Origin of the sequence: Curtobacterium poinsettiae, from assembly GCF_025677645.1 — a bacterium.
In the GTDB taxonomy this organism is placed as follows: Bacteria; Actinomycetota; Actinomycetes; order Actinomycetales; family Microbacteriaceae; genus Curtobacterium; species Curtobacterium poinsettiae_A.
Genome location: NZ_CP106879.1, coordinates 3144703 through 3164602 on the forward strand (window position 1 = coordinate 3144703; position 19900 = coordinate 3164602).

The window sequence follows — 19900 nt, forward strand, 5'->3', positions numbered from 1 at the left end:
TCGCAGCGAACCGGCCCCGGACAGGCTGGCGCGCCGTTACCGCTTCGTTATACAGTCGATGGTGCAGACGGTGTTTGCTGTGGCACCGCCTGTGGAATGTGATTGCAGGAAACTCTTGGTGCAAGGGAGAGGGCCGGTCGCCGACAGGCGGCCGGCCCTCGTGCATGTCGCCCGGCTCCTGTCGGACCCCGTCGGTAGTGTGGTCAGACCGTACGACCGGAGGGAACGCGAACGTGAGCGAGACACGCCGCAGTGAGAAGGCGACTGCCGTCGCCGCCTGGGAAGCGCTCTTCCGCGCCCAGGTCGCCGTGATGCGGAGTCTCAACGCGGACTTCCCCGGTGACGAGATCTCGTTCAACGAGTACGACGTCTGCTTCAACCTGTCGACCCAGCCCGGACGCCGCTGCCGGATGCGCGACCTCACCGGGCACCTGCTCCTCACCCAGCCGAGCGTCAGCCGCCTGGTCGACCGGCTCCTCGCCCGCGGCATCGTCGAGAAGCAGCCGGACCCCACCGACGCCCGCGGTGTGATCGTGGCGCTGACCCCGCACGGCTTCGACGTCTACCGCCAGGTTGCCGTGCAGCACGCGGCGAGCATCGCGCAGCAGGTCGGTGCCGGGCTGTCCGACCCCGAACTGCGCACCCTCACCGAACTCTGCACGAAACTCCGGCTGGCGGTCGGCACGGCACCGGGCCGACGGTCGACGGCTCGCTCGGTGGTCGCTCCGGATGCGGCGACGGTGTGACCGGCGCGATCGTCTGGCTCCGTGACGACCTGCGGCTGTCGGACAACCCCGCGCTGCGTGCGGCGATCGACCACGGTGGCGACGTCACGGTGGTGGTCGTCCTCGACGAGCAGTCCCCCGGGCTCCGTCCGATCGGTGCCGCGAGCCGCTGGTGGCTGCACCACTCACTGACCGCCCTCGACGCCGACCTGCGCGACCGGGGCTCCCGGCTGGTCCTCCGGCGCGGTGCCGCGGCGACGGTCATCGACCAGCTCGTCGCCGACACGGGGGCGGACGCCGTGTACTGGAACCGTCGGTACGGCGCCGTCGAGCGGGACATCGACGCCGGCATCAAGGCGGCCCTGCACGACCGTGACGTCGAGGCACACAGCTTCGCCGCGAACCTGCTCTGGGAGCCGTGGACGGTGCTCACCGGGCAGGGCGAGCCGTACAAGGTCTTCACCCCGTTCTGGAACGCCGTCCAGGCACTGCCCGAACCACGCCACCCCCTGCCCGACCCCGACGACCTGCCCGCTGCGGCCGACGTCACAGGTGATGCACTGGCCGACTGGGCACTGCTGCCGACGAAGCCCGACTGGGCGGGCGGGCTCCGTGACGCCTGGATCCCGGGCGAGCACGGTGCCCGCCAGCAGCTCGAGCACTTCGTCGAGCACGCGCTCGAGGACTACGACCAGCGCGACGAGCCCGCGATGGAAGCCACCAGCAGCCTCTCCCCGTTCCTGCGTTGGGGCGAGATCAGCCCCTACCAGGTGTGGCACCGCCTGCACGAGCGGCTCGAGCCCGCGCAGCGCCAGAACGCCGCCGCGTTCCTCCGGCAGCTGGCGTGGCGTGAGTTCAACTGGAACGAGTACTTCCACTGCGACGACATCGCCACCGTCAACGTCCGTCGGAACTTCGACGCGTTCCCGTGGCGTGATCCGGAACCGGCCGAGCTGGACCGCTGGCGGCAGGGCCTGACCGGCTTCGACCTGGTCGACGCGGGCATGCGGGAGCTCTGGCACAGCGGCGCCATGCACAACCGGGTGCGGCTGGCCGCCGGCAGCTTCCTCGTGAAGAACCTGCTCGTCGACTGGCGCGTCGGGGAGCAGTGGTTCTGGGACACCCTGGTCGATGCCGACCCCGCCAACAACGCGGCGAACTGGCAGTGGGTCGCGGGCTCCGGCTTCGACGCCGCCCCGTACTTCCGGGTCTTCAACCCCGATCGGCAACTCGAGCGCTTCGACCCGCACCGCGAGTACGTCCACCGCTGGGTCCCCGCCGACGAGCTGCGCCCCGAGCCGATGGTCGACCTGAAGGCGTCGCGGCAGCGGGCGCTCGACGCCTACGAACGGATGCGGCGCTCGTGACCGGGCCGCACCAGGCGATCGCCACCGTCGTCGACCGGGTCGACGAGCTGTTCCGGTCGCGTGTCGAGCAGGGCATCGCTCCGAGCAGCGTGTGGGGCGTGTTCGACCGCTCCGGGCTCGTCGCGTCCGGTGGGCACGGTGACCGCGGTGACGGACGCCGACCGGACGCCGACACCGTGTACCGCATCGCCTCCTGCACCAAGAGCGTCACCGCCGCGACCCTGCTGACCCTCGTCGCCCGGGGAGCGCTCGACCTCGACGCGCCGATCACCGACTTCGTGCCGGCCTTCGGCGCCGTCGACCTGCCGACCGCGGACTCCCCCGTCCCCACGGTACGGATGCTGCTGACGATGTCGGCCGGGTTCCCGACCGACGACCCCTGGGCCGACCGGCAGGAGTCGATCTCGGACGCCGAGCTCGACGAGGTCCTGCGCGGCGGCCTGCTGTTCGACTCGCTCCCGGGCACCCGCTTCGCCTACTCGAACCTCGGCTACGCGCTGCTCGGCCGGGTCGTCGCCGTCGTGACCGGTCAGCCCTTCACCGCGGCCGCCAGCGAGACCGTGCTCCGTCCCCTCGGACTCACCGACACCGTGTTCAGCGCCGACGAGTCGACCGGCTTCGTCGTCACCGGTGTCCGCGGACACGAGGGCGACTGGGAACCCCTGCCGATGACCGGCCCCGGCGCCTTCTCGTCGATCGGCGGGCTCTTCTCGACCGTGCGTGACCTGGCACGCTGGGCGACGCACCTCGGTTCGGCGTTCTCCGCCGCACCGGAAGCCGGCCCGGTCTCCCCCGCCGACCGCCGGCTCATGCAGCAGGCGATGCGGGTCGTCCCCCCGTCCGTCGTCCCGGGTTCGGCCCGGGCGACGGCGTACGGCTTCGGACTGTTCGTCGAGCAGGACGATCGCTTCGGCGAGCTCGTCTCGCACTCCGGCGGCTACCCGGGCTTCTCCGCGCACATGCGGTGGTCCGTGCGCGACGGCGTCGGGGTCGTCGCGTTCGAGAACGCCACGCAGGCCAAGGTCTCCGCGGCCGCCCAGCGAGCGCACGACCTCGTGCTCGACGCGGTGCTGACGGCCCAGGCGCCCGACGCGACCGGAGCGAGCAGCGGGGCGGCGGCGACCACCCGCGCGACGCGAGCCGCCCAGTCCGCCGTGACGCGCCTCCTGGCTGACTGGCGCGACGACCTGGCGGACGCGATCTGCACCCCGAACGTAGCGATGGACGTGCCGTACGACCGACGCCGGCGGGCGGTGGCGCAGGCCGTCGCCGAGGTGGGCGCCGACCTCGGTGCGGCACCGGTCGCCGAGTACGCGGCGACACCGTCGCACCTGCGCTGGTGGCTCCCCGGCACGTGCGGGCGCCTGCGCGTCGAGATCCGCCTCGCGCCCGCCGCCGCGGGGCGCGTCCAGACCCTGAACGTCGTCGCCGAACCGGCGGAGCGCTGACCAAGGGGTGTGACTCGGGCCGGGACGGCTCAGACCGGCGGTCGACCGCCCACGAAGCCGAGCGCCCGCGCGGCGACCCGTGTGCCCTCACGGGCTGCCGCACCGACGCGGACCGGATCCGTCGCCCATGCACGGACGAACCCGGCGACGAAGGCGTCCCCGGCCCCGATGGTGTCGACGACGGTCGCCGGTGTCGCGGGCACCCGGTGGACGCTGCGGCCCCGGCGTCCGATGAGCGCGCCGTCGGCCCCGGCCGTGACGACGACCAGCGGGACGTGCTCGGTCAGCCGACGCACCGCGGCGTCGAGGTCGTCACCCCCCGCGAGGGCGAGCGCCTCGTGCTGGTCGGGGAAGAGCACGTCGACGCCCCGCAGGGCCTCGAGGAACCGGTCGGCACCGATCGTCTCGATCACCGCGACGGACGAGGGATCCACCGCCACGCGCGCCGGGCCGGTCCGGGCGCACGCCACCAGGTCCGCGAGCCGGTCGGCCCCGCCGCCGAGCATGGCGGCGCCGGTCAGGTGCACGATGTCGGCGCGGGCGACCACCGACGGCGGAACGTCGGCGGCACTGATCTTCCCGCTCGCGGCGGGGTCCGACATCGCGGTGCGGCCGTGGTCGTTGCGGACCGAGACCACGACCCCGGTGGACGTCATCGCGTCGTAGCGCAGGTGGGCGCGGACCCCGGCGTCCTCGAGCGCGCGCTCGTGGCGGTAGACGTCGTCGACCCCGACACGGGCGACGACGTCGACCTCGGCCCCGAGCCAGCCGAGCCAGGTGGCGGTGTTGCCACCGGCACCGGTCGGCCGGTGGCGGATCTCCGCGGCGGGATCGTGCACCCCGATCCGGTGCGCGGTGGTGTGCACGAGGACGCCGTCCAAGACGTTGCCGACGACCAGGAAGCGTTTTCCGGCGCCGCGACGACGGCCCGCGACCACCCGTCCGGCGCGGGTCCCCTCGGGCTGGGACGGCGGTAGAGCGCCCTCGTACGGCATGGACATCCGCAACAGTGTACCTGGAACCGAGTTTTACTCCGTTTCTATCGGTGAAAACGGAGGTTCACAGCGGTTCCGGCAAGCCCATCCGACGTAGTACTGATATACCGATTGCTAGTATGTGGACGGTCGCGCGACCACCCCGACGACGGAGAAGCCATGCCCAGGAAGCCCGACCCCACTCGCAAACCCGCGATCCTCGAGAAGGTCGTCGACCACTTCGTCGAGACCAAGATCGAGGACGTCACGGTCCGGGGCCTCGGCCGCGTGCTCGGGACGAGCGCCTACCCGGTCGTCTACCACTTCGGCTCGCGCGACGCCCTGATCGACTCCGTCGTCGAGCACCTCGCGACCTCGCACCGAGCGCCCGCGCTCGACCCTGCCGCCGACACGGACGCCCTCGCCGACCACCTGATCGCGACGTTCGGCGGGCTCGACGACCCACACCGCGCACTGGCTGCACGGCTCACCTTCGAACTCGGGTCGGTCGAATCCCTCGACGGGCGCGACCGGCAGCGCCGCGCGCACCGCTGCCAGGTCGCAGCCATCCGGGCGTGGTGCCGAGCACACGGCGCCGACCCCGTCCTCGCCGAACGTGCGGCCCAGCACACGGTCTTGGCCGCGCGCGGAGCCCAGTGGGGCGCACTCGTGGACCGTGCGCACATCGACGCCGACGCGGCACTGCGTCGCATCGCCCACGACCTCGCTGCCAGCACGGCTGACGCAGACCGCGTGCGCTGAGCGCACGCACGCGATCGCGGTCCGCTCGCGTCCCCGGCGACGGCGCACGGCCCGGAACGGCACCTGGGCCACGAACGGGAGGCACGGTGCCAGCTGGCACCGTGCCTCCCGTTCGTCAGGTGGTCACCGTGGTGACCCGCCGACGCGGATCAGAGCGTGACGAACCGCTGCGACTTCGCGTTCTCGAAACGAGCGGCGACGTTCTCCCAGTCGACGATGTTCCAGACGGCCTTGACGTAGTCCGCCTTGACGTTCAGGTAGTCGAGGTAGAAGGCGTGCTCCCACATGTCGAGCATGAAGATCGGGACGAGACCGAACGGGATGTTGCCCTGCTGGTCGAAGAGCTGGAACGTGGTGAGCTTCTGGCCCACGGTGTCCCAGGCCAGCACGGACCAGCCGGAGCCCTGGATGCCGTTCGCGACGGCGGCGAACTGTGCCTGGAACTTCTCGAACGAGCCGAAGAACTCGTCGATCGCCGCGGCGAGCTCGCCCTCGGGGACCTTCGTGTCCGGGCCGAGGTTGGTCCAGAAGATCGAGTGGTTCACGTGGCCACCGAGGTGGAACGCGAGGTCCTTCTCGAGCTTGTTGATCGCACCGAAGTTGCCGGACTCACGGGCCTCACCGAGCTGCTGCAGCGCGGTGTTGGCACCGGTCACGTAGGCCTGGTGGTGCTTGTCGTGGTGCAGCTGCATGATCTTGCCGCTGATGTGCGGCTCGAGCGCGGCGTAGTCGTACGGCAGTTCCGGCAGGGTGTACTCAGCCATGTGAGGTCCTTTCGATCAGTGGGTTGTGGACGCGGCTCCGCGGCTCACGAGAGCCGGGAACGATCGGTGAGGGAGTGGAATTCCCGGTTGTGGTAGACCAGCGGCTCGCCGCGGTCGGCACCGACGATGATGTCGAGCACCTCGGCCACGACGACGGTCGAGCTGCCGATGGGCGTCGTCGACAGCGGTCGGCAGCGGAGCGCATTCGCCGCACTCGGCAGGTAGCGGTCGCCCGACGGCAGGGTGCCCCAGATCGGGTCGTCCGCCGCCGGGCTGCCGGTCGAGGCGAACCGCTTGGCGAGTGCGACCCCGAGGGAGTCGACCAGGTGCACGACGAACAGCGGCGCACCGAGCACGACCCCGGCCGAGCCGGAGTTCGTCGAGAGCGAGAAGACGAGGACGGGCGGGTCGACGGCGACACTCGCGACGCTCGAGGCGGTGAGGCCGGTCGGTCCGTCCGGGCCTTCGGCCGTGATGACGGCGACGCCGGCAGGGTGCCCGCGGAAGGCGGACTTGTACGCGTCGGCGATGGTGGCCGGTGCTTCGTCGGGCATGGTGATCGTGGTCGTTCCTTCGGGAGGGGCTGCCGTCACTCGGCGGCTGCCACCCAACGTATGACCTGAACCCTGGTTGAGGTCAACGATTCACAGGTTCGGGCGCGGCCGGGCGCGCCGTCGTGGCACTTCGTGAGCAGGAATGGTCGGGTCACACACGGCGACCCGACCGATCCTGCTCACGAAGCGCAGCGAAGCGAGCGGAGCGACGTGCGCGCGCCCGCTCGACAGCTCGCCCGCTCGACCGCTCAGCCGCGCGACCGCTCAGCGGCGCTTGAGCATGACGAGCGCACCCGCGGCCGCCACGACCATGAGCACCGCCGCGACGCCCGCCGTGATCGTCACGCCAGAGTCGAACGCGGCCCGTGCCGACTCGAGCAACACCTGCCCGGCGCTGCCACCGAGCTGCCCCGCCGCGGCGACCGCGCCGCCGAGGGTCTCCTGCGCCGCGACGTGCGCCGCCGAGGACAGCCCGTCGGGCACCACGACGTGCGCGCGGTAGGTCGTCGCCAGGATCGTCCCGAGGACCGCGGTCCCGAGGACGGCGCCGATCTCGTACGCCGTCTCGGACATCGCCGACGCCGCACCCGCCTTGTCCGCCGGTGCCGTCGAGATGATGAGGTCGTTCGTCACCGTCTCGGACGCCCCGATCCCGATGCCGAGCAGCACGAACGCGAACGCCAGGGCGGCGATGGACGCGTGGTGCCCGAGGACCGCGACGAGGGCGTACGCCGCCGCCGAGAACAGCAGCGCGACCGACACGACCCAACGCGGGGCGACACGTGCCACGACCGGCACGACCGCGAGCCCGGCCACGATGGTCAGGACCGACCCCGGGATGAGCACGACGCCGGACGTGAACGGGTCGAGCCCGGCCACGAGCTGCAGGTGCTGGGCGATGAAGAACAGGAACCCGGTGAGCGAGAACATTGCCGCCAGGTTCATCAGCACGCTGCCGGTGAAGGCCGTGCTGCGGAACAGGCGCAGGTCGAGCATCGGCGTGCGGGACCGCAGCTGCCGACGGACGAACGCGATGCCGCACACGACACCGACCGCGAGCATCGCGATCGCGAGGCCACGCTCCTCGGGGTGCACGACCGACTTGATGGCCCAGGCGATCGGTGCGAGGGCGCCGAGGGACAGGAACATGCTCGGCATGTCGACCGGCCCGGGCATCGGGTCACGGGACTCCGGCACGCAGAACGGCACACCGACGAGCATGAGCACGAGGATCGGCACCGCGACCAGGAACACGCTGCCCCAGTGGAAGTGCGCGAGCAGCGCGCCGCCGACGAGCGGGCCGAGCGCGTTGCCGGCAGCGAACATCGTCGACCAGACGGCGAGCGCCATCCGCCGCTCCCCCGCGTCCACGAACACGTTGCGGATGATCGACAGCGTCGCGGGCATGAGCATCGCGCCGAACACGCCCATCGCGATCCGGGCCGCGACGAGCATCCAGGCGTCGGTCGCGAAGGCCGCGGCGACCGAGAACAGGGCGAACCCGGTCGCGCCGATCACCAGGATCCGCCGTCGGCCGATGCGGTCACCGATGCTGCCCATCACGACGAGCAGGCCGGCGAGCACCAGCGGGTACGCGTCCACGATCCAGAGCTGCGTGGTGGCGTCCGGGTTCAGCGCGCGACTGATCGACGGCAGCGCGAAGCTCAGGATGGTGTTGTCGACCGAGATGAGCAGGACCGGCAGCATGAGCACCGCGAGCGCCAGGAACCGTCGGGCGCGGCTCCCGGTGACGCGGGTGGCGACGGGGCTGGTGAGCAGTGCGGACACAGCGGACTCCTGGGATTTCGAGCCGGACCAGGTCGACGGCGGGTGGTACGTGGGGCAGACGAGACGGGACGCGGAATCGACACGCGCCCCGTCAGGACCCCGTTAGTGTACCGTCTGGACGGTTTTGATTGCAAATGCAACCGCCGTGGCCGGGAGGCCCGTGGCGATCCCGCCACGGGCCTTGTGTCGGTCCACTGGTCGCGTCGTCGGGCCTACGCCGATTCGCGGAGCAGCAACCGGTGTCGCACGGTGCGCTCGACGGCCTCGCCCGAGCGCGGCAGCTCGCCCGCGAGCATGCCGAGCGCCAGGTCGAGGGCCTGGCCCGCGACCTCGTCGAGGTCGACGGCCAGCGTGGTGAGCGTCGGTGCGACGAGCGTCCCGAGCGGGAGGCCGTCGACGCCGACCACGCGGACGTCCCCGGGGACGTCGACGCCGGCACGACGGCAGGCCGACAGCACGCCGAGGGCCAGCACGTCATTGAACGCCAGCACCGCGTCCACCCGGCGGTGCTCGGCGAGGATCCGTTCGGTTCGTTCGGCACCGGCCTCTGCGGTGGGCGCGGCCACGATGACGAGGTCGGGCAGGTACCCGCGACGCCGGAGTGCCGCGGCCATGTGCTCCCCGCGCTGGCTCGGCACGCCGTCGGCGGCGGCGTCGAGCACGACGGGGTGCTTGACCCCGGTGTCGACGAGGTGGTCGGCGAGGGCCTCGATCGCGGTGGTCGGGTCGATCCGGACGGCGGCGCGGGTCACCGGCCCGGAGGGGTCGAGCTCGACGACCGGGACCGAGCCGAGCCGTTCGATCCACTCCGGCGCACGGGACCCGAGGTAGCCGATCACGACGTCCGTCTGGGCGCCGAGGGACTCCACCATCCGGTCCGAGTCGCTCGCGAGCCCGACGTCGGCGAGCATGACGTTCCACCCGCGGGCGGCGGCCAGGCCGAGCACCGCGGACGCGAGTGCCGGTGCGTAGGGGTTCCGCAGGTCGTTGACGACGAGCCCGAGCTGATGGTCGCCACCCGTGACGAGCCCACGGCCGAACCGTGACGGACGGTAGTCGAGCGCGGCCGCCGCCTGGAGCACGCGGTCCTTGGTCGCCGCGCTGATGCCGGACATGCCGTTCATCGCGCGGGTGACGGTCTGCCGGGACACCCCGGCGGCCGCGGCGACGTCGATGATCGTCGTGCGGCCGCCCGGGGTCAGGCGCGGAGGTCCAGCCATGCCACCTGTTCCGGGGAGAGGTCGACGGAGAGGCCCGTCATGGACGACCGGGCCTCCGCGATCGTACGGGGTCCGAAGAGCGGGAACGTCGGGAACGGCTGGTTGAGCACGTACGCCAGGGCGATCGCCGTCGCCGGGACACCGAACTGCTCGCCGAGCTCGCGCGCACGCCGGAGCCGCTCGAAGTTGTCGTCCGAGTAGTAGCAGCGGACGAGTTCGGCGTCGCTGGTGTCCTCGGGCGTCGCACGGCCGGTGAAGAACCCGCGGGCCTGCGAGGACCACGGCAGCAACGGGACCTGACGTTCCTCGAGCCAGGCCTTCGATGCCGCATCGGTCGCGTGTTCGCAGCCGTCCCACGGCACGTCGTACGCCTCGGCGAGACCGAAGTGGTTGCTGAGCACCTCGAACCCGTGCTTGCCGTTGGCACGCGCGTAGGCGTTCGCCTCGTCGAACCGTGCGGGAGTCCAGTTCGAGCCGCCGTACACGCGGATGCGCCCGGCTCGGCGGTGCTCGTCGAGGACGTCGACGAACTCCCCCACCGGGACGTCGGGGTTGTCGCGGTGCATCATGTAGATGTCCGCGTAGTCGGTGCCCTGACGATCGAGGCTCTCGAGCAGCTGCCGGGTGATCGACTCCGGGTCACAGTGCGGGGTGTGGGCGCCCTTCGTGATGACGACCACGTCCTCGCGGATCCCCCGGTTCTGGATCCACCTGCCGAGCCGCCCCTCGAGCACACCGCCGCCGTAGATGTACCCGGTGTCGAACACGTTGCCGCCCTGCTCGACGAACAGGTCGAAGATCGCACTGGCGTGTGCCAGGTCGGGCTGGTTGTCGACACCCATCACCAGGCGGGACATCCGCTTGCCCACGCCCGGCACCTCGCCGGAGCGCATCGGGTTGCCGTCCTGCACGGCGAGCGGTCGGCCGGACACCGTCGGGATGTCGGCGCTCTCGGCCTCGAAGGGGTAGCGCAGGCCGATCGCCGCGCGCCACCGGTCGAGCGTGCGGGCGGTGGCGAGGGTCTCGTCGATGGTCATCTGCGCCGCCTCGACCGCCCCGGCCCGCAGGGCGTCGGTGGTGGCGTCGGCTTCTCGGGCGTAGGGGTGCTCACCCGCGAACGACAGCGAGCGAGGGGGTTCGTCGACGGTGTGGATCTCGATGGTGGGGTCGTCGCCAAGGGTCCACGGGTCCGTGAGCACGATGCGACCGCGCGAGCCGTACACCGACACGGCGTTGTCGTCCTGCACGAAGACGCCGGTCCGGACCGTCGCCGTGGTCCCGCCCTTGTAGGTGAGCTGCGCGACCGTCCACTCGTCGACCCCGGTCGGCCCGAGGGTTCCGGTGGCGGTGAGGTCCACGGGCTCGGCGACGGCGACACCGGTGGCGGCCTGCACGATCGCGGCGGCCATCGTCACCGGGTACCCGCCGACGTCGAGGATCCCGCCGCCGGCGGTCTCGACGTCGAACAGGCGACCGGTGCGCTCGCCCGTCCGGAAGGCGAACGAGGCGTCGACGTGGGTCACGTCGCCGATCACGCCGTCGCGGACCAGGTCGAGCAGTGCCGCGGTCTGCGGGTGGAAGCGGTACATGAACGCCTCGACGAGCGGCAGGCCGGCCTGCCGTGCGGCGTCGGTGAGCGCCATCGCGGTGCCGTGGTTCACGGCGAGCGGCTTCTCGCAGAGGACGGCCTTGCCGGCCTCGAGGGCGGCGAGGACGAGCCGGGCGTGCCCGGTGTGCACGGTCGACACGTAGACGGCGTCCACGCGCGGGTCGGCGAGGACCTGGTCGTAGGTACCGGCGGTCACGTCCGCGAACCCGAAACCGGCGGCCTCGTCGGCGAAGACCCGCGCCCGCTCGGCCGACGAACTGCCGGCCGCGACCAGGACGCCCCCGCTGGCGGGCAGCTGCGAGAGGAAGCGTCGGGCGATGCCGCCGGGGCCGAGGACGGCCCACCCGGGGCGGTCGGTGCTGGTCGAGGTCGGGGTGGTGGCCATGTTCGCCGTCTGCGCTGACATGCGGATCCTTGTCGTCTCGTGAACCTTCACGGTCGGTTCGAAGCTAGCGGACACCGGAGCAATCGGCAACGGTCCTGCGGTGATTCGTGAACGTTCACGGCGGCGATGGACGAGCTGGCGTCCGCTCCCCCGAGAACTGCTCCTAGACTCTCGGCATGGCCAGTGCCCGCGACCGCGTCCTCGACAGCTTCGTCGCCATCGTGTGCGAGGAGGGCGAGCGTCCTGCCACGCTCGACGCCGTCGCCGCGCGCGCCGGTGTCTCGAAGGGCGGGCTTCTCTACCACTTCGGCTCCAAGGCCGCGCTGGTCGAGGGGCTCTGCGAACGGCTGTCGGACCTGTCCGCGATCGACGTCGAGCGGATGCAGGAGGCCGAGGACGGCGCCGCGCGCTACTTCGTCCGCAACTGCCTGTTCGTCGGCAGCGAGCTGGACCTCGCCCTGCTCGCCGCGAGCCGCCTGCAGCAGGCCGGCTACGAAGAGGCCGGACGCACCCTCGACGACACCGAGAACGCCTGGCTCGCGACCCTCGTCGACGCCCTCGGCGACGAGCCGACCGCGCAGGCCGTCAAGCTCCTCGGCGACGGGCTGTACCACCAGGCCTCGCTCGGAGCTGCGAGCGAGGTGCGGCCGAAGCGGGGCAGCGTCGACATGGAGACCCTGCTCACCGTCGTCGACCGTCTGATCGCGACGCGACCCGGAGCGTGAACCGGCACCCCCCGGCTGGGGATAGACTGGGGAACGATCCACTCGTCGACACCCGGAGGTATCCCGTGGGCCGCGTCATCGCCGCTGTTTTCTCGATCCTGCTGCTGCTGGTGTCGATGTACCTGTTCGGGTTCGCCTTCCAGGTCGAGTCGGGCCAGGCCTTCGTCTTCATGGCTGGCGTGCTCCTGATGAGCCTCTCCTTCTTCCTGCCGATCCACGTGTTCGGCAAGCGCTAGCCAGCAAGCGCTGACCAGCGAGCGCAGAACGGCCCCGCACCTCACCGGTGCGGGGCCGTTCTGCGTGGCGCGTCAGGTCACGAGCCGATCAGACCAGGACCCGCAGGGTCCGCAGCGTCACCGCGGTGCTGATCGCCGCGTGCGCGGCCTCGGCGCCCTTGTCCTCCTTCGAGCCGGGCAGCCCGGCGCGGTCGAGCCCCTGCTGCTCGTCGTCCAGCGTGAGCACACCGAACCCGACGGGCTTGCCGGTGTCGATCGCGACCTGCGTCAGGCCGCTCGTCGCCGCGCCCGACACGTACTCGAAGTGCGGGGTGCCGCCGCGGATGATGACGCCGAGGGCGACCGCCGCGTCGAAACCGGCCTCGAGCGCGGTCTTCGCGACCACGGGCAGCTCGAAGCTGCCGGGCACGGGGATGACGTCGGCCGTCGCACCGAGCCGCTCGACCTCGCGCTTCGCCCCGGCCAGCAGGCCCGCGGCGATCGTGTCGTGCCACTGTCCGGCGATGATGGCCACCCGGATCCCGGTGCCGTCCACCTGGTCGCGGTCCGCCGCGCCTGCTCCGCTCATCGTGTCGTTCCTTCCGTGGGCGCTGCGGTCGCTGCCGCCGCCCGGTCTGCCGCGTCCAGCCACTCGGCGAGCGCGGCGATGGTGATGACGGGCACGCCCTCGCGTGCCCCGAGTGCGACGAGCGCCGGCAGCCGCATCATGCTGCCGTCCTCGTCGACGATCTCGCAGATCGCCGCAGCGGGCCGGAGTCCGGCCGCGGTGACGAGCTCGATCGCTGCTTCGGTGTGCCCGGCGCGCTCACGGACCCCGCCCGGTCGTGCGCGCAGGGGCACCACGTGTCCGGGTCGGTGCAGGTCGTCGCGCACCGAGTTCGGGTCGGCGAGGACCCGCAGCGTGCGGGCGCGGTCGTGGGCGCTGATGCCCGTTGTCACGCCGACGGCCGCGTCGACGGTGACCGTGTAGGCCGTGCCGCGGACGTCCTCGTTGTGCGCCACCATCGGCGGCAGGTCGAGGGCGTCGGCGATCTCGGTGCTGACCGGCGCGCAGATGAACCCGGACGAGTGCGCCACGGTCCAGGCGATCCACTCCGGCGAGGCGAGCTCGGCGGACAGGATGACGTCGCCCTCGTTCTCGCGGTCCTCGTCGTCGACGACGATCACCGGGCGACCGGCGGCGATCGACGCGATCGCGGCCTCGATGCTCGACGACCCGAGTGCCTGCGTGGCGGCACCGGCCTCGGCCACCATCACCGGGCCTCCGATCCGACGGTCTCGAGCGACTGCGCCGCGGCGTCGAGCCGCAGCATGCGGCGGACGTGCCGTGCCAGGACGTCGGTCTCGACGTTCACCCGGTCGCCCGGTACGCGGAGCCCGAGCGTCGTCGCCTCGAGCGTCTCGGGGATCAGGCTCACCTCGAACCAGGCGGCGTCGGGCGCGGTGTCCTCGGGCGAGACCGCGCTGACCGTGAGCGAGACGCCGTCGAGCGCGATCGAGCCCTTGTCGACCACGAGCGGGCTGAGCGCCGGCGCGAGCGAGAACCGCACGCGCCGCCAGCCGTCGCCGTCCGCCGTCTCGAGCACCGTGGCGGTGCCGTCGATGTGGCCCTGCACGATGTGCCCGCCCAGGCGGTCACCCACCGAGGCGGCGCGCTCGAGGTTCAGGCGGTCCCCCACCCGGAGCGCGCCGTGTGCGCTCATGTCGAGGGTCTGCTTCATGACGAAGGCCGTGAAGGTCTCGGGGGTCTGCTCGACGACGGTCAGGCAGACACCACTCGTCGCGATCGAGTCGCCGTGCCGGGCGTCGTGCACGACGACGGGGCCGTGGACGGTGAGCGCGACGGAGTCGCCCTGCTGCTCGACGGCGGTGACGGTGCCGAGTTCCTCGATGATGCCGGTGAACACTGGTGTCCTCTCAACGGGACTCCGGGGGCGTTCGACGATCGTCGACATCGACGGACGGGTCGCACCCCACGGGTCGCGGGGTCGTCCTGTCCGCCAGCGCGCCTCCCATCCGGACTTTCACCGTCGGTCCCGGAATCCCACCGGGTCAACCTCTGCCGGGTTCGCACCCGTCATCAGTTCGTGGACTGTCACCACCGGCTCGGAATTCCACCGACCCCGGAGCGCTTGCGTAGTCGGAACGATACCCCAGGCCGCTGACGGCCGCGTCGTTCTGCTCCACCGGCCGTCACGGGGCGTCGCACCCTCGGCGCGCGTGGGCGCATCAGGTGCACCGGCATGTTCCGACAGAGCACTCGTCGATCGACTGGTGTCCTGTCGAACCATGCACGCACATCCGATGCTCGGGCATCTTCCGACGAAGCACGCGTCGATCGACCCGCGTTCCGTCGCGGCATGCACACGCATGCTCCGCCGGGCGGCGTGACGACGAGGGGCGCCGCGGGTGCGGCGTCCCTCGTCGTCCTGTCGGTCAGTGCCGGCGACGGAGCACGAGCGTGCCCGCTCCGGCGAGGAGCAGCAGGAGCGCGAACCCGGCCGGCAGGACCGGCGAGCCGGCTCCCGTGTAGGCGAGCTCCGGCTGGCCGTCACCGGTCGCGGCGGTTGCCGCGACGGTGCCGGCGCTCGTCCGGACCCCGCTGGTGGCAGCGGTGGTGCTGGTCACCACACCCGCCGTGGAGGCCCGGGTCGGCTCGACCACGCCGACCGCGCCCACCGGGATGGTCGCCGTGCCGGGCGTGGTGCCGGTACCGGTGCCCGTCCCGTCGGTGGGGACGGTGCCCGGGTCGGTGGCGGGGTCCGTGCCCGGGTCGGTACCCGGGTCCGTACCGGGGTCCGTGCCCGGGTCGGTACCCGGGTCCGTACCGGGATCGGTACCGGGGTCCGTGCCCGGGTCGGTCCCGGGGTCCGTGCCGGTGCCGGGGGTGGCTCCGGTGCCGTCACCGACGATGCCGATCCCGTTGCCGCCGATGGTGATCGGCAGGCTGATCACCGGGGTGACCTGGGTGCCGGAGAGCAGGCCGCCGTCGCCGGAGGTCGAACCGCCGGTCGTCGGGGTCGTGGCACCGGTGGCCGGAGTCGTCGTGCCGCCGGTGCTCGTACCGTCACCGAGGACGCCGATGCCGTTGCCACCGATGGTGATCGGCAGGCTGATCACCGGGGTGACCTGGGTGCCGGAGAGCAGGCCGCCGTCGCCGGAGGTCGAACCGCCGGTCGTCGGGGTCGTGGCACCGGTGGCCGGAGTCGTCGTGCCGCCGGTGCTCGTGCCGTCACCGAGGACGCCGATGCCGTTGCCACCGATCGTCACCGGGACGTCGACGGCCGGGGACACCTGCGTGCCCGAAGCCGTGCCGTCCGAACCCGAGGTCGAACCACCGGCCGCCGGAGCGGTCCCGGTACCCGTGCCCGCAGCGGGCGCCGTGCCCGTCGCGGCCCCCGTTCCGAGCAGCCCGATGCCGTTGTCCGCCACCGTGACCGGGATCGAGACGACCGGGGACACCTGCGTGCCCGAGGCCGTGCCGTCCGAACCCGAGGTCGAACCACCGGCCGACGGAGCGGTCCCGGTACCCGTGCCCGCAGCGGGCGCCGTGCCCGTCGCGGCCCCGTCACCGAGGACGCCGATGCCGTTGCCACCGATCGTCACCGGGACGTCGACCAGGCCGGTCACCTGGGTGCCGGAGAGCAGTCCGTCGGTGCCCGAGGTCGTGGGCGCCGACGGGGCTTCGGCGGCTGGTGCCGGGGTCGTCGCAGCCGGGGCGGTCGGCGTCGCGGTACCGTCGCCGAGGACGCCGATCCCGTTGCCGGACACCGTCACGGGGACGGTCACGGCCGGGGTGACCTGGGTGCCGGAACCCGTGCCGTCCTCGCCCGAGGTGCTCGGAGCGGGAGCAGCAGGCGCCGGATCTGCAGGCGCCGGAGCCGGGGCCGGAGCAGCAGGTGCCGGAGCCGCCGCGGGTGCGGCGGCCGAGACCGCGTCACCGGCGACGGCCACGGCGTTGCCGCCGACCGTCACCGGTGCCGTGACGTCCGGCACCACCTGGGTGCCCGAGAGCGTGCCGTCCTGGCCCGAGGTGCTGGGGGCAGGAGCGGTCGTGGCCGGAGCAGGCACCGGAGCGGCGGTCGTGGACCCGGTCGCCGTCGACACTGCGTCGCCGAGCACGGCGATCGCGTTGCCGCCGAGGGACACCGGGGCGTCCACAGCGGGGGCCACCTGGGTGCCCGAGACGGTGCCGTCGGCACCGGATGTCGTGGCCGCGTTCGCCGCAGCCGTGCCGCCGAGCGTGAGCCCGCCGACGAAGAGGGCGAACCAGAGCCCTCTGGAGACGTACTTGTTCATGGTCGTACTCCCTGATCGAGATCGTCACCGACCGCGGACGCAGCCGGGATGTGTGCGTGCCTGCCGTGCCGGACAGGCGCACCGATCTCAGTCAGGGGCGACGTCGTGCTCGCCGACGACGGATGCGGGGACCGCGTCGTCGGAGAGCGTGCCGCGAGACCCCGCGGCGAGGGAGACGATGTCGTCGGCCGAGCCGACGATGCCGACGGCTGCTGCGCCTCCGGAGGTCGAGGAGGCGCTGCCACCGAGCACGCCGGCGGCGGCCCCGTCGAACGGGAGCCCGTGGCCCTCGGCGTCGGCGGGGACGAGCAACGCGTGTCCGCCGAAGGTCGCGCCCTGTGCATCGAGGGCCGTGACGACCCGGCCGACCGTGGCGGTCGTCGCAGCTGCGGCGACCGGCTCCGACGGGCGGAGACGGGCTGCGCGGTGGTCCGTGGCGTCGGCGCGGACGGGTGTGGGCACGACGGCCGCGGCGGCTCCGGGAGCGACTCCGGGCCGGACGGGTGCGGTCGCGACCGGCACCGACGGGACGGGCCCGGCGGACGGGTTCGAGCCGCCGCCCACCGGGAGCGTGGGGACGTCGACGACGGGGTCCGTGCCTCCTGGCAGGGTGCCGCCGACGGCCGGGACGACGCCCTCGACCACGTCGGGGACGGCGCCCACGGTCGTGCCGACCGAGCCGAGCGTGTCGTCGACCAGGCCCGTGACCGGGCCGGTCACGGTGCCGAGCGTGTCGTCACCGAGGACCGTGCCGACCACCGGCACGCTGCCGACCACGTCGTCGACGGTGTCGACGACCGCGGTCACGGGGCGCGCGTCGGTGACGTGCTCCACGGTGCCGGTGACGGGGCGCAGGACGTTCGCGACGGTGTCCGTGACCGGCCGGGAGGCGCTGCTCACCTCGTCGACGACCGGTCGCACCGGGCGCGTGGCCGGGTGGGCCGCCGGGGCGGACGTGGTCGGTTGGACAGCCGGTGTGGTCGTGGCCGGAGCGGGGCTCGACGGCGCGGGGGCTGCGGGAGCCGGAGCGGGGGCTGCCGGTGCCGGTGCGACCGCTGCGGGCGCCGGAGCAGGTGCGGGCGCCGGAGCGGTCGCAGCAGGTGCCGGTGCGGGCGCCGGCGCGACGGCCTTGCGGACGGATCCGTCACGCCGCCGAGGACCTTGCCGACCTCATCGGTCGCGCCCTGCACGGTGCCACCGACGCCGTCGACGACGCTGCCGACGAGTCCGCGCTGCTCGCTCGGTGCGGCCGAGGTCGTCGCCGCGGAGGCCGGTCGCGCGCCGAGGAGCAGGGACAGCAGCACGAGGGCGGCGAGGGTCCCGACGCCCAGCAGGACGATGCGGAGTGCGGCGCGCCAGGGTGCGCGCAACGGGTGGTCCATGCGCTCACCTCCTGATCTCGGCTGCGCACGTAGAGTGGTTGACCGGCAATGTACGCCGATCCGGTCCGGAACACACCCCGTTTCGGAAGAAATTCTCAGGAAGGGCCGTCCGTGGTCTCGATCTTCAACGCTCCGACCCGCAACCTGGACATCGTCACGCTGCACGAGATCCTGCGGCTCCGCCAGGACGTCTTCGTCGTCGAGCAGGAAGCCGCGTACGGCGACATCGACGGCCGTGACCTCGAGCCGGGCACCGTGCAGTTCTGGGCCGGCAACGGTTCGGTGGACGCGACGCTCCGCCTGCTCCGCGAGCCCGACGGCACCGAACGCATCGGCCGGGTCGCCACCGCGAAGCACGCCCGCGGCCAGGGGCTCGGCGCGCAGCTCATGGAGGCCGCGATCGCCGAGTCGCGCTCGCGGAGCATCGCCCTCGGTGCCCAGTCGCACCTGGAGCAGTGGTACGGCCGGTTCGGCTTCGTGCGCTCGGGCGACGAGTACCTGGAGGACCGCATCCCGCACATCCCGATGACCCGGAAGCGCTGACCCGTTCCGCGCGTCAGGCCCGCCAGCGCCGCAGTTCGTCGAAGGAGCGGCCCTGGGTGGCCCGGTCGGCGACGAGGCGTTCGAACACGATGTTCGTCTGCGTCGTCGCCACCGAGGGGTCACCGCTGAGTTCGTCGGCGACGAAGTCCCGGAGCTGCTCGGTCGACTCGCACGCGATGTGCACGAGGAAGTCCTTGTCCCCCGCCAGGAACGACACGTCCTGCACGACGGGTACCCGCAGCAGGCGCTTGGCGAAGTCCCGCAGTTCGTGGCGGGCCGCGGCGTGCACCCTGACGGACACCATCGCCTCGATCGAGAACCCGAGCCGAGCGACGTCCACGTCGGCCCGGTAGCCGCGGATCACCCCGGCGTCCTCGAGCGCACGGACCCGTGCCAGGCAGGTCGACGGCGCGATGCCGACGGCGGCCGCGAGTCGGTTGTTCGGGATCCGGGCGTCGGCCGACAGGGTCCAGAGGATGCGCTCGTCGACCTCGTCGAGGCGCGGAGCGGGGTCGGGGCGACGTGCGGGACGGTCGGACACGGCTCGACGCTACCGCGGCGGTGCGAGCAGGGCTCGGAGCGCGTCCTCGAGCGCGGCCGACACGACGGCGTCGTCGGCGGATGCCAGCGGTTCCACCGCGGTGGACTGCCGGAGCATCGACATCCCGAGCACGACCGCCAACGCGATCTCGGCACGGACGAGCAGTTCCTCGGACCCCGCGCCGCCGACCGTGCCCGCGAGCCGTTCGGCGTACCGGCGCAACGTCTCACGGCGGATGGCGTCGGCGCCGTCGTCGCCGGAGGACCGCAGCAGGAGCATCAGCTGCAGGGAGTCGTCGTCGGTGGGGGCCCGCACGATGTGCCTGATGATGCCCGTCAGCGCCCGTTCGAGGCCCTGCTCACTCGTCTCCTCGGCCCCCAGGTCGCGCACGACGCGGTCGAGGCAGGCGCGGAAGAGCCCCTCCTTCGAGCCGAAGTACCGGTTGATCAGGGCGACGTTCACCCCGGCGTCCCCGGCGATGTCGCGCACGGTCGTCGCGCGGTACCCGTCGAAGGCGAACCGACGCCGGGCGGCCTGCACGAGCAGGAGTCGGGTGGCCGCGGCGTCCTTGCTCATGA

21 protein-coding genes and 1 riboswitch are annotated in these 19900 nt (G+C 72.5%); of the genes, 7 read left to right on the plus strand and 14 right to left on the minus strand.

The features are described from left to right. The first annotated feature begins 233 nt into the window (after window positions 1-233). Genes OE229_RS14980 through OE229_RS14990 form a run of 3 tightly spaced genes read left to right on the plus strand, consistent with a single transcriptional unit; the run spans window position 234 to window position 3540 of the window. Window positions 234-746, plus strand: coding sequence for a MarR family winged helix-turn-helix transcriptional regulator (locus OE229_RS14980; RefSeq protein WP_182065650.1), 513 nt, complete (start codon window positions 234-236; stop codon window positions 744-746). Continuing rightward, entirely contained in the window at window positions 743-2092 is a 1350-nt protein-coding gene (locus tag OE229_RS14985; RefSeq protein ID WP_262138686.1) for a cryptochrome/photolyase family protein, read from the plus strand. Before OE229_RS14980 ends, OE229_RS14985 begins: the two co-directional genes overlap by 4 nt. Further along, window positions 2089-3540 carry a serine hydrolase domain-containing protein gene (locus tag OE229_RS14990; RefSeq protein WP_262138687.1) on the plus strand — a complete coding sequence of 484 codons (1452 nt, stop codon included), beginning with the start codon at window positions 2089-2091 and terminating at the stop codon, window positions 3538-3540. The genes OE229_RS14985 and OE229_RS14990 overlap by 4 nt, the downstream gene beginning before the upstream one ends. A 29-nt stretch (window positions 3541-3569) precedes the next feature. Here the strand turns inward: OE229_RS14990 and OE229_RS14995 are convergent, their stop codons facing one another. Next, window positions 3570-4541 carry a carbohydrate kinase family protein gene (locus tag OE229_RS14995; protein WP_263344666.1) on the minus strand — a complete coding sequence of 324 codons (972 nt, stop codon included), beginning with the start codon at window positions 4539-4541 and terminating at the stop codon, window positions 3570-3572. A gap of 153 nt (window positions 4542-4694) precedes the next feature. Between OE229_RS14995 and OE229_RS15000 the strand changes: the two genes are divergently transcribed. Then, window positions 4695-5276 carry a TetR/AcrR family transcriptional regulator gene (locus OE229_RS15000; protein ID WP_182065646.1) on the plus strand — a complete coding sequence of 194 codons (582 nt, stop codon included), beginning with the start codon at window positions 4695-4697 and terminating at the stop codon, window positions 5274-5276. Window positions 5277-5425: 149 nt separating this feature from the next. Here the strand turns inward: OE229_RS15000 and OE229_RS15005 are convergent, their stop codons facing one another. The 5 genes from OE229_RS15005 to OE229_RS15025 all read right to left on the minus strand — a co-directional run bounded on the left by OE229_RS15005 (window position 5426) and on the right by OE229_RS15025 (window position 11617). Next, the gene (locus OE229_RS15005; protein WP_027466323.1) at window positions 5426-6040 is read right to left on the minus strand and encodes a superoxide dismutase; all 615 of its coding nucleotides are present in this window, start codon (window positions 6038-6040) and stop codon (window positions 5426-5428) included. 44 nt (window positions 6041-6084) lie between these two features. After that, the gene (locus tag OE229_RS15010) at window positions 6085-6594 is read right to left on the minus strand and encodes a flavin reductase family protein (RefSeq protein WP_262138688.1); all 510 of its coding nucleotides are present in this window, start codon (window positions 6592-6594) and stop codon (window positions 6085-6087) included. A gap of 264 nt (window positions 6595-6858) precedes the next feature. Then, on the minus strand, window positions 6859-8382 hold the full coding sequence (locus OE229_RS15015) for an MFS transporter (protein WP_262138689.1): 1524 nt from the start codon (window positions 8380-8382) through the stop codon (window positions 6859-6861). 212 nt (window positions 8383-8594) lie between these two features. Next, window positions 8595-9602, minus strand: coding sequence for a LacI family DNA-binding transcriptional regulator (locus OE229_RS15020; protein WP_259579579.1), 1008 nt, complete (start codon window positions 9600-9602; stop codon window positions 8595-8597). Next, window positions 9581-11617 (minus strand): aldo/keto reductase, encoded by a 2037-nt coding sequence (locus OE229_RS15025; protein WP_262138690.1) that lies wholly within the window; start codon window positions 11615-11617, stop codon window positions 9581-9583. The genes OE229_RS15020 and OE229_RS15025 overlap by 22 nt, the downstream gene beginning before the upstream one ends. Before the next feature lie 155 nt (window positions 11618-11772). Here OE229_RS15025 and OE229_RS15030 point away from each other — a divergent pair, with 155 nt between their 5' ends. Next, a complete protein-coding gene (locus OE229_RS15030) occupies window positions 11773-12321 on the plus strand; it encodes a TetR/AcrR family transcriptional regulator (RefSeq protein ID WP_027466318.1) in 549 nt (182 codons plus the stop codon). A gap of 65 nt (window positions 12322-12386) precedes the next feature. Continuing rightward, window positions 12387-12557 (plus strand): hypothetical protein, encoded by a 171-nt coding sequence (locus OE229_RS15035; RefSeq protein ID WP_017888559.1) that lies wholly within the window; start codon window positions 12387-12389, stop codon window positions 12555-12557. A gap of 88 nt (window positions 12558-12645) precedes the next feature. Here OE229_RS15035 and ribH read toward each other — a convergent pair whose 3' ends face one another. From ribH to OE229_RS15065, 6 genes are all read right to left on the minus strand, one after another. After that, window positions 12646-13125: a 6,7-dimethyl-8-ribityllumazine synthase gene (ribH, locus tag OE229_RS15040; protein ID WP_262138691.1), complete on the minus strand. Its 480-nt coding sequence runs from the start codon at window positions 13123-13125 to the stop codon at window positions 12646-12648. Then, window positions 13122-13811 carry a 3,4-dihydroxy-2-butanone-4-phosphate synthase gene (gene ribB / locus OE229_RS15045; protein ID WP_182065641.1) on the minus strand — a complete coding sequence of 230 codons (690 nt, stop codon included), beginning with the start codon at window positions 13809-13811 and terminating at the stop codon, window positions 13122-13124. Before ribB ends, ribH begins: the two co-directional genes overlap by 4 nt. Beyond that, the gene (locus OE229_RS15050) at window positions 13811-14464 is read right to left on the minus strand and encodes a riboflavin synthase (protein ID WP_262138692.1); all 654 of its coding nucleotides are present in this window, start codon (window positions 14462-14464) and stop codon (window positions 13811-13813) included. Before OE229_RS15050 ends, ribB begins: the two co-directional genes overlap by 1 nt. A gap of 93 nt (window positions 14465-14557) precedes the next feature. Continuing rightward, window positions 14558-14692, minus strand: a riboswitch (FMN riboswitch). A 301-nt stretch (window positions 14693-14993) separates the two neighbouring features. Next, on the minus strand, window positions 14994-16856 hold the full coding sequence (locus tag OE229_RS15055; protein WP_262138693.1) for a cell wall anchor protein: 1863 nt from the start codon (window positions 16854-16856) through the stop codon (window positions 14994-14996). 87 nt (window positions 16857-16943) lie between these two features. After that, window positions 16944-17756, minus strand: coding sequence for a hypothetical protein (locus OE229_RS15060; protein WP_263344668.1), 813 nt, complete (start codon window positions 17754-17756; stop codon window positions 16944-16946). Continuing rightward, window positions 17753-18238, minus strand: coding sequence for a hypothetical protein (locus tag OE229_RS15065; RefSeq protein ID WP_263344669.1), 486 nt, complete (start codon window positions 18236-18238; stop codon window positions 17753-17755). Before OE229_RS15065 ends, OE229_RS15060 begins: the two co-directional genes overlap by 4 nt. Before the next feature lie 111 nt (window positions 18239-18349). On the opposite strand from OE229_RS15065, the gene OE229_RS15070 reads away from it, so the two are divergent. Next, window positions 18350-18781 (plus strand): GNAT family N-acetyltransferase, encoded by a 432-nt coding sequence (locus OE229_RS15070; protein WP_182067112.1) that lies wholly within the window; start codon window positions 18350-18352, stop codon window positions 18779-18781. Window positions 18782-18794: 13 nt separating this feature from the next. On the opposite strand, the gene OE229_RS15075 is transcribed toward OE229_RS15070, so the two are convergent. Together OE229_RS15075 and OE229_RS15080 are read right to left on the minus strand one after the other, a co-directional pair. After that, window positions 18795-19322: an Lrp/AsnC family transcriptional regulator gene (locus OE229_RS15075; protein WP_209133844.1), complete on the minus strand. Its 528-nt coding sequence runs from the start codon at window positions 19320-19322 to the stop codon at window positions 18795-18797. Between the two features lie 9 nt (window positions 19323-19331). Continuing rightward, window positions 19332-19898 (minus strand): TetR/AcrR family transcriptional regulator, encoded by a 567-nt coding sequence (locus tag OE229_RS15080; protein WP_262138695.1) that lies wholly within the window; start codon window positions 19896-19898, stop codon window positions 19332-19334. Window positions 19899-19900 lie beyond the last annotated feature (2 nt).

Coding starts and splice junctions, on each gene's coding strand:
- OE229_RS14995 (WP_263344666.1), bottom strand. CDS start 4,541: ATGTCCATGCCGTACGAGGGCGCTCTACCGCCGTCCCAGCCCGAGGGG.
- OE229_RS15000 (WP_182065646.1), top strand. CDS start 4,695: ATGCCCAGGAAGCCCGACCCCACTCGCAAACCCGCGATCCTCGAGAAG.
- OE229_RS15005 (WP_027466323.1), bottom strand. CDS start 6,040: ATGGCTGAGTACACCCTGCCGGAACTGCCGTACGACTACGCCGCGCTC.
- OE229_RS15010 (WP_262138688.1), bottom strand. CDS start 6,594: ATGCCCGACGAAGCACCGGCCACCATCGCCGACGCGTACAAGTCCGCC.
- OE229_RS15020 (WP_259579579.1), bottom strand. CDS start 9,602: ATGGCTGGACCTCCGCGCCTGACCCCGGGCGGCCGCACGACGATCATC.
- OE229_RS15025 (WP_262138690.1), bottom strand. CDS start 11,617: ATGTCAGCGCAGACGGCGAACATGGCCACCACCCCGACCTCGACCAGC.
- OE229_RS15030 (WP_027466318.1), top strand. CDS start 11,773: ATGGCCAGTGCCCGCGACCGCGTCCTCGACAGCTTCGTCGCCATCGTG.
- ribH (WP_262138691.1), bottom strand. CDS start 13,125: ATGAGCGGAGCAGGCGCGGCGGACCGCGACCAGGTGGACGGCACCGGG.
- ribB (WP_182065641.1), bottom strand. CDS start 13,811: ATGGTGGCCGAGGCCGGTGCCGCCACGCAGGCACTCGGGTCGTCGAGC.
- OE229_RS15055 (WP_262138693.1), bottom strand. CDS start 16,856: ATGAACAAGTACGTCTCCAGAGGGCTCTGGTTCGCCCTCTTCGTCGGC.
- OE229_RS15065 (WP_263344669.1), bottom strand. CDS start 18,238: ATGGACCACCCGTTGCGCGCACCCTGGCGCGCCGCACTCCGCATCGTC.
- OE229_RS15080 (WP_262138695.1), bottom strand. CDS start 19,898: ATGAGCAAGGACGCCGCGGCCACCCGACTCCTGCTCGTGCAGGCCGCC.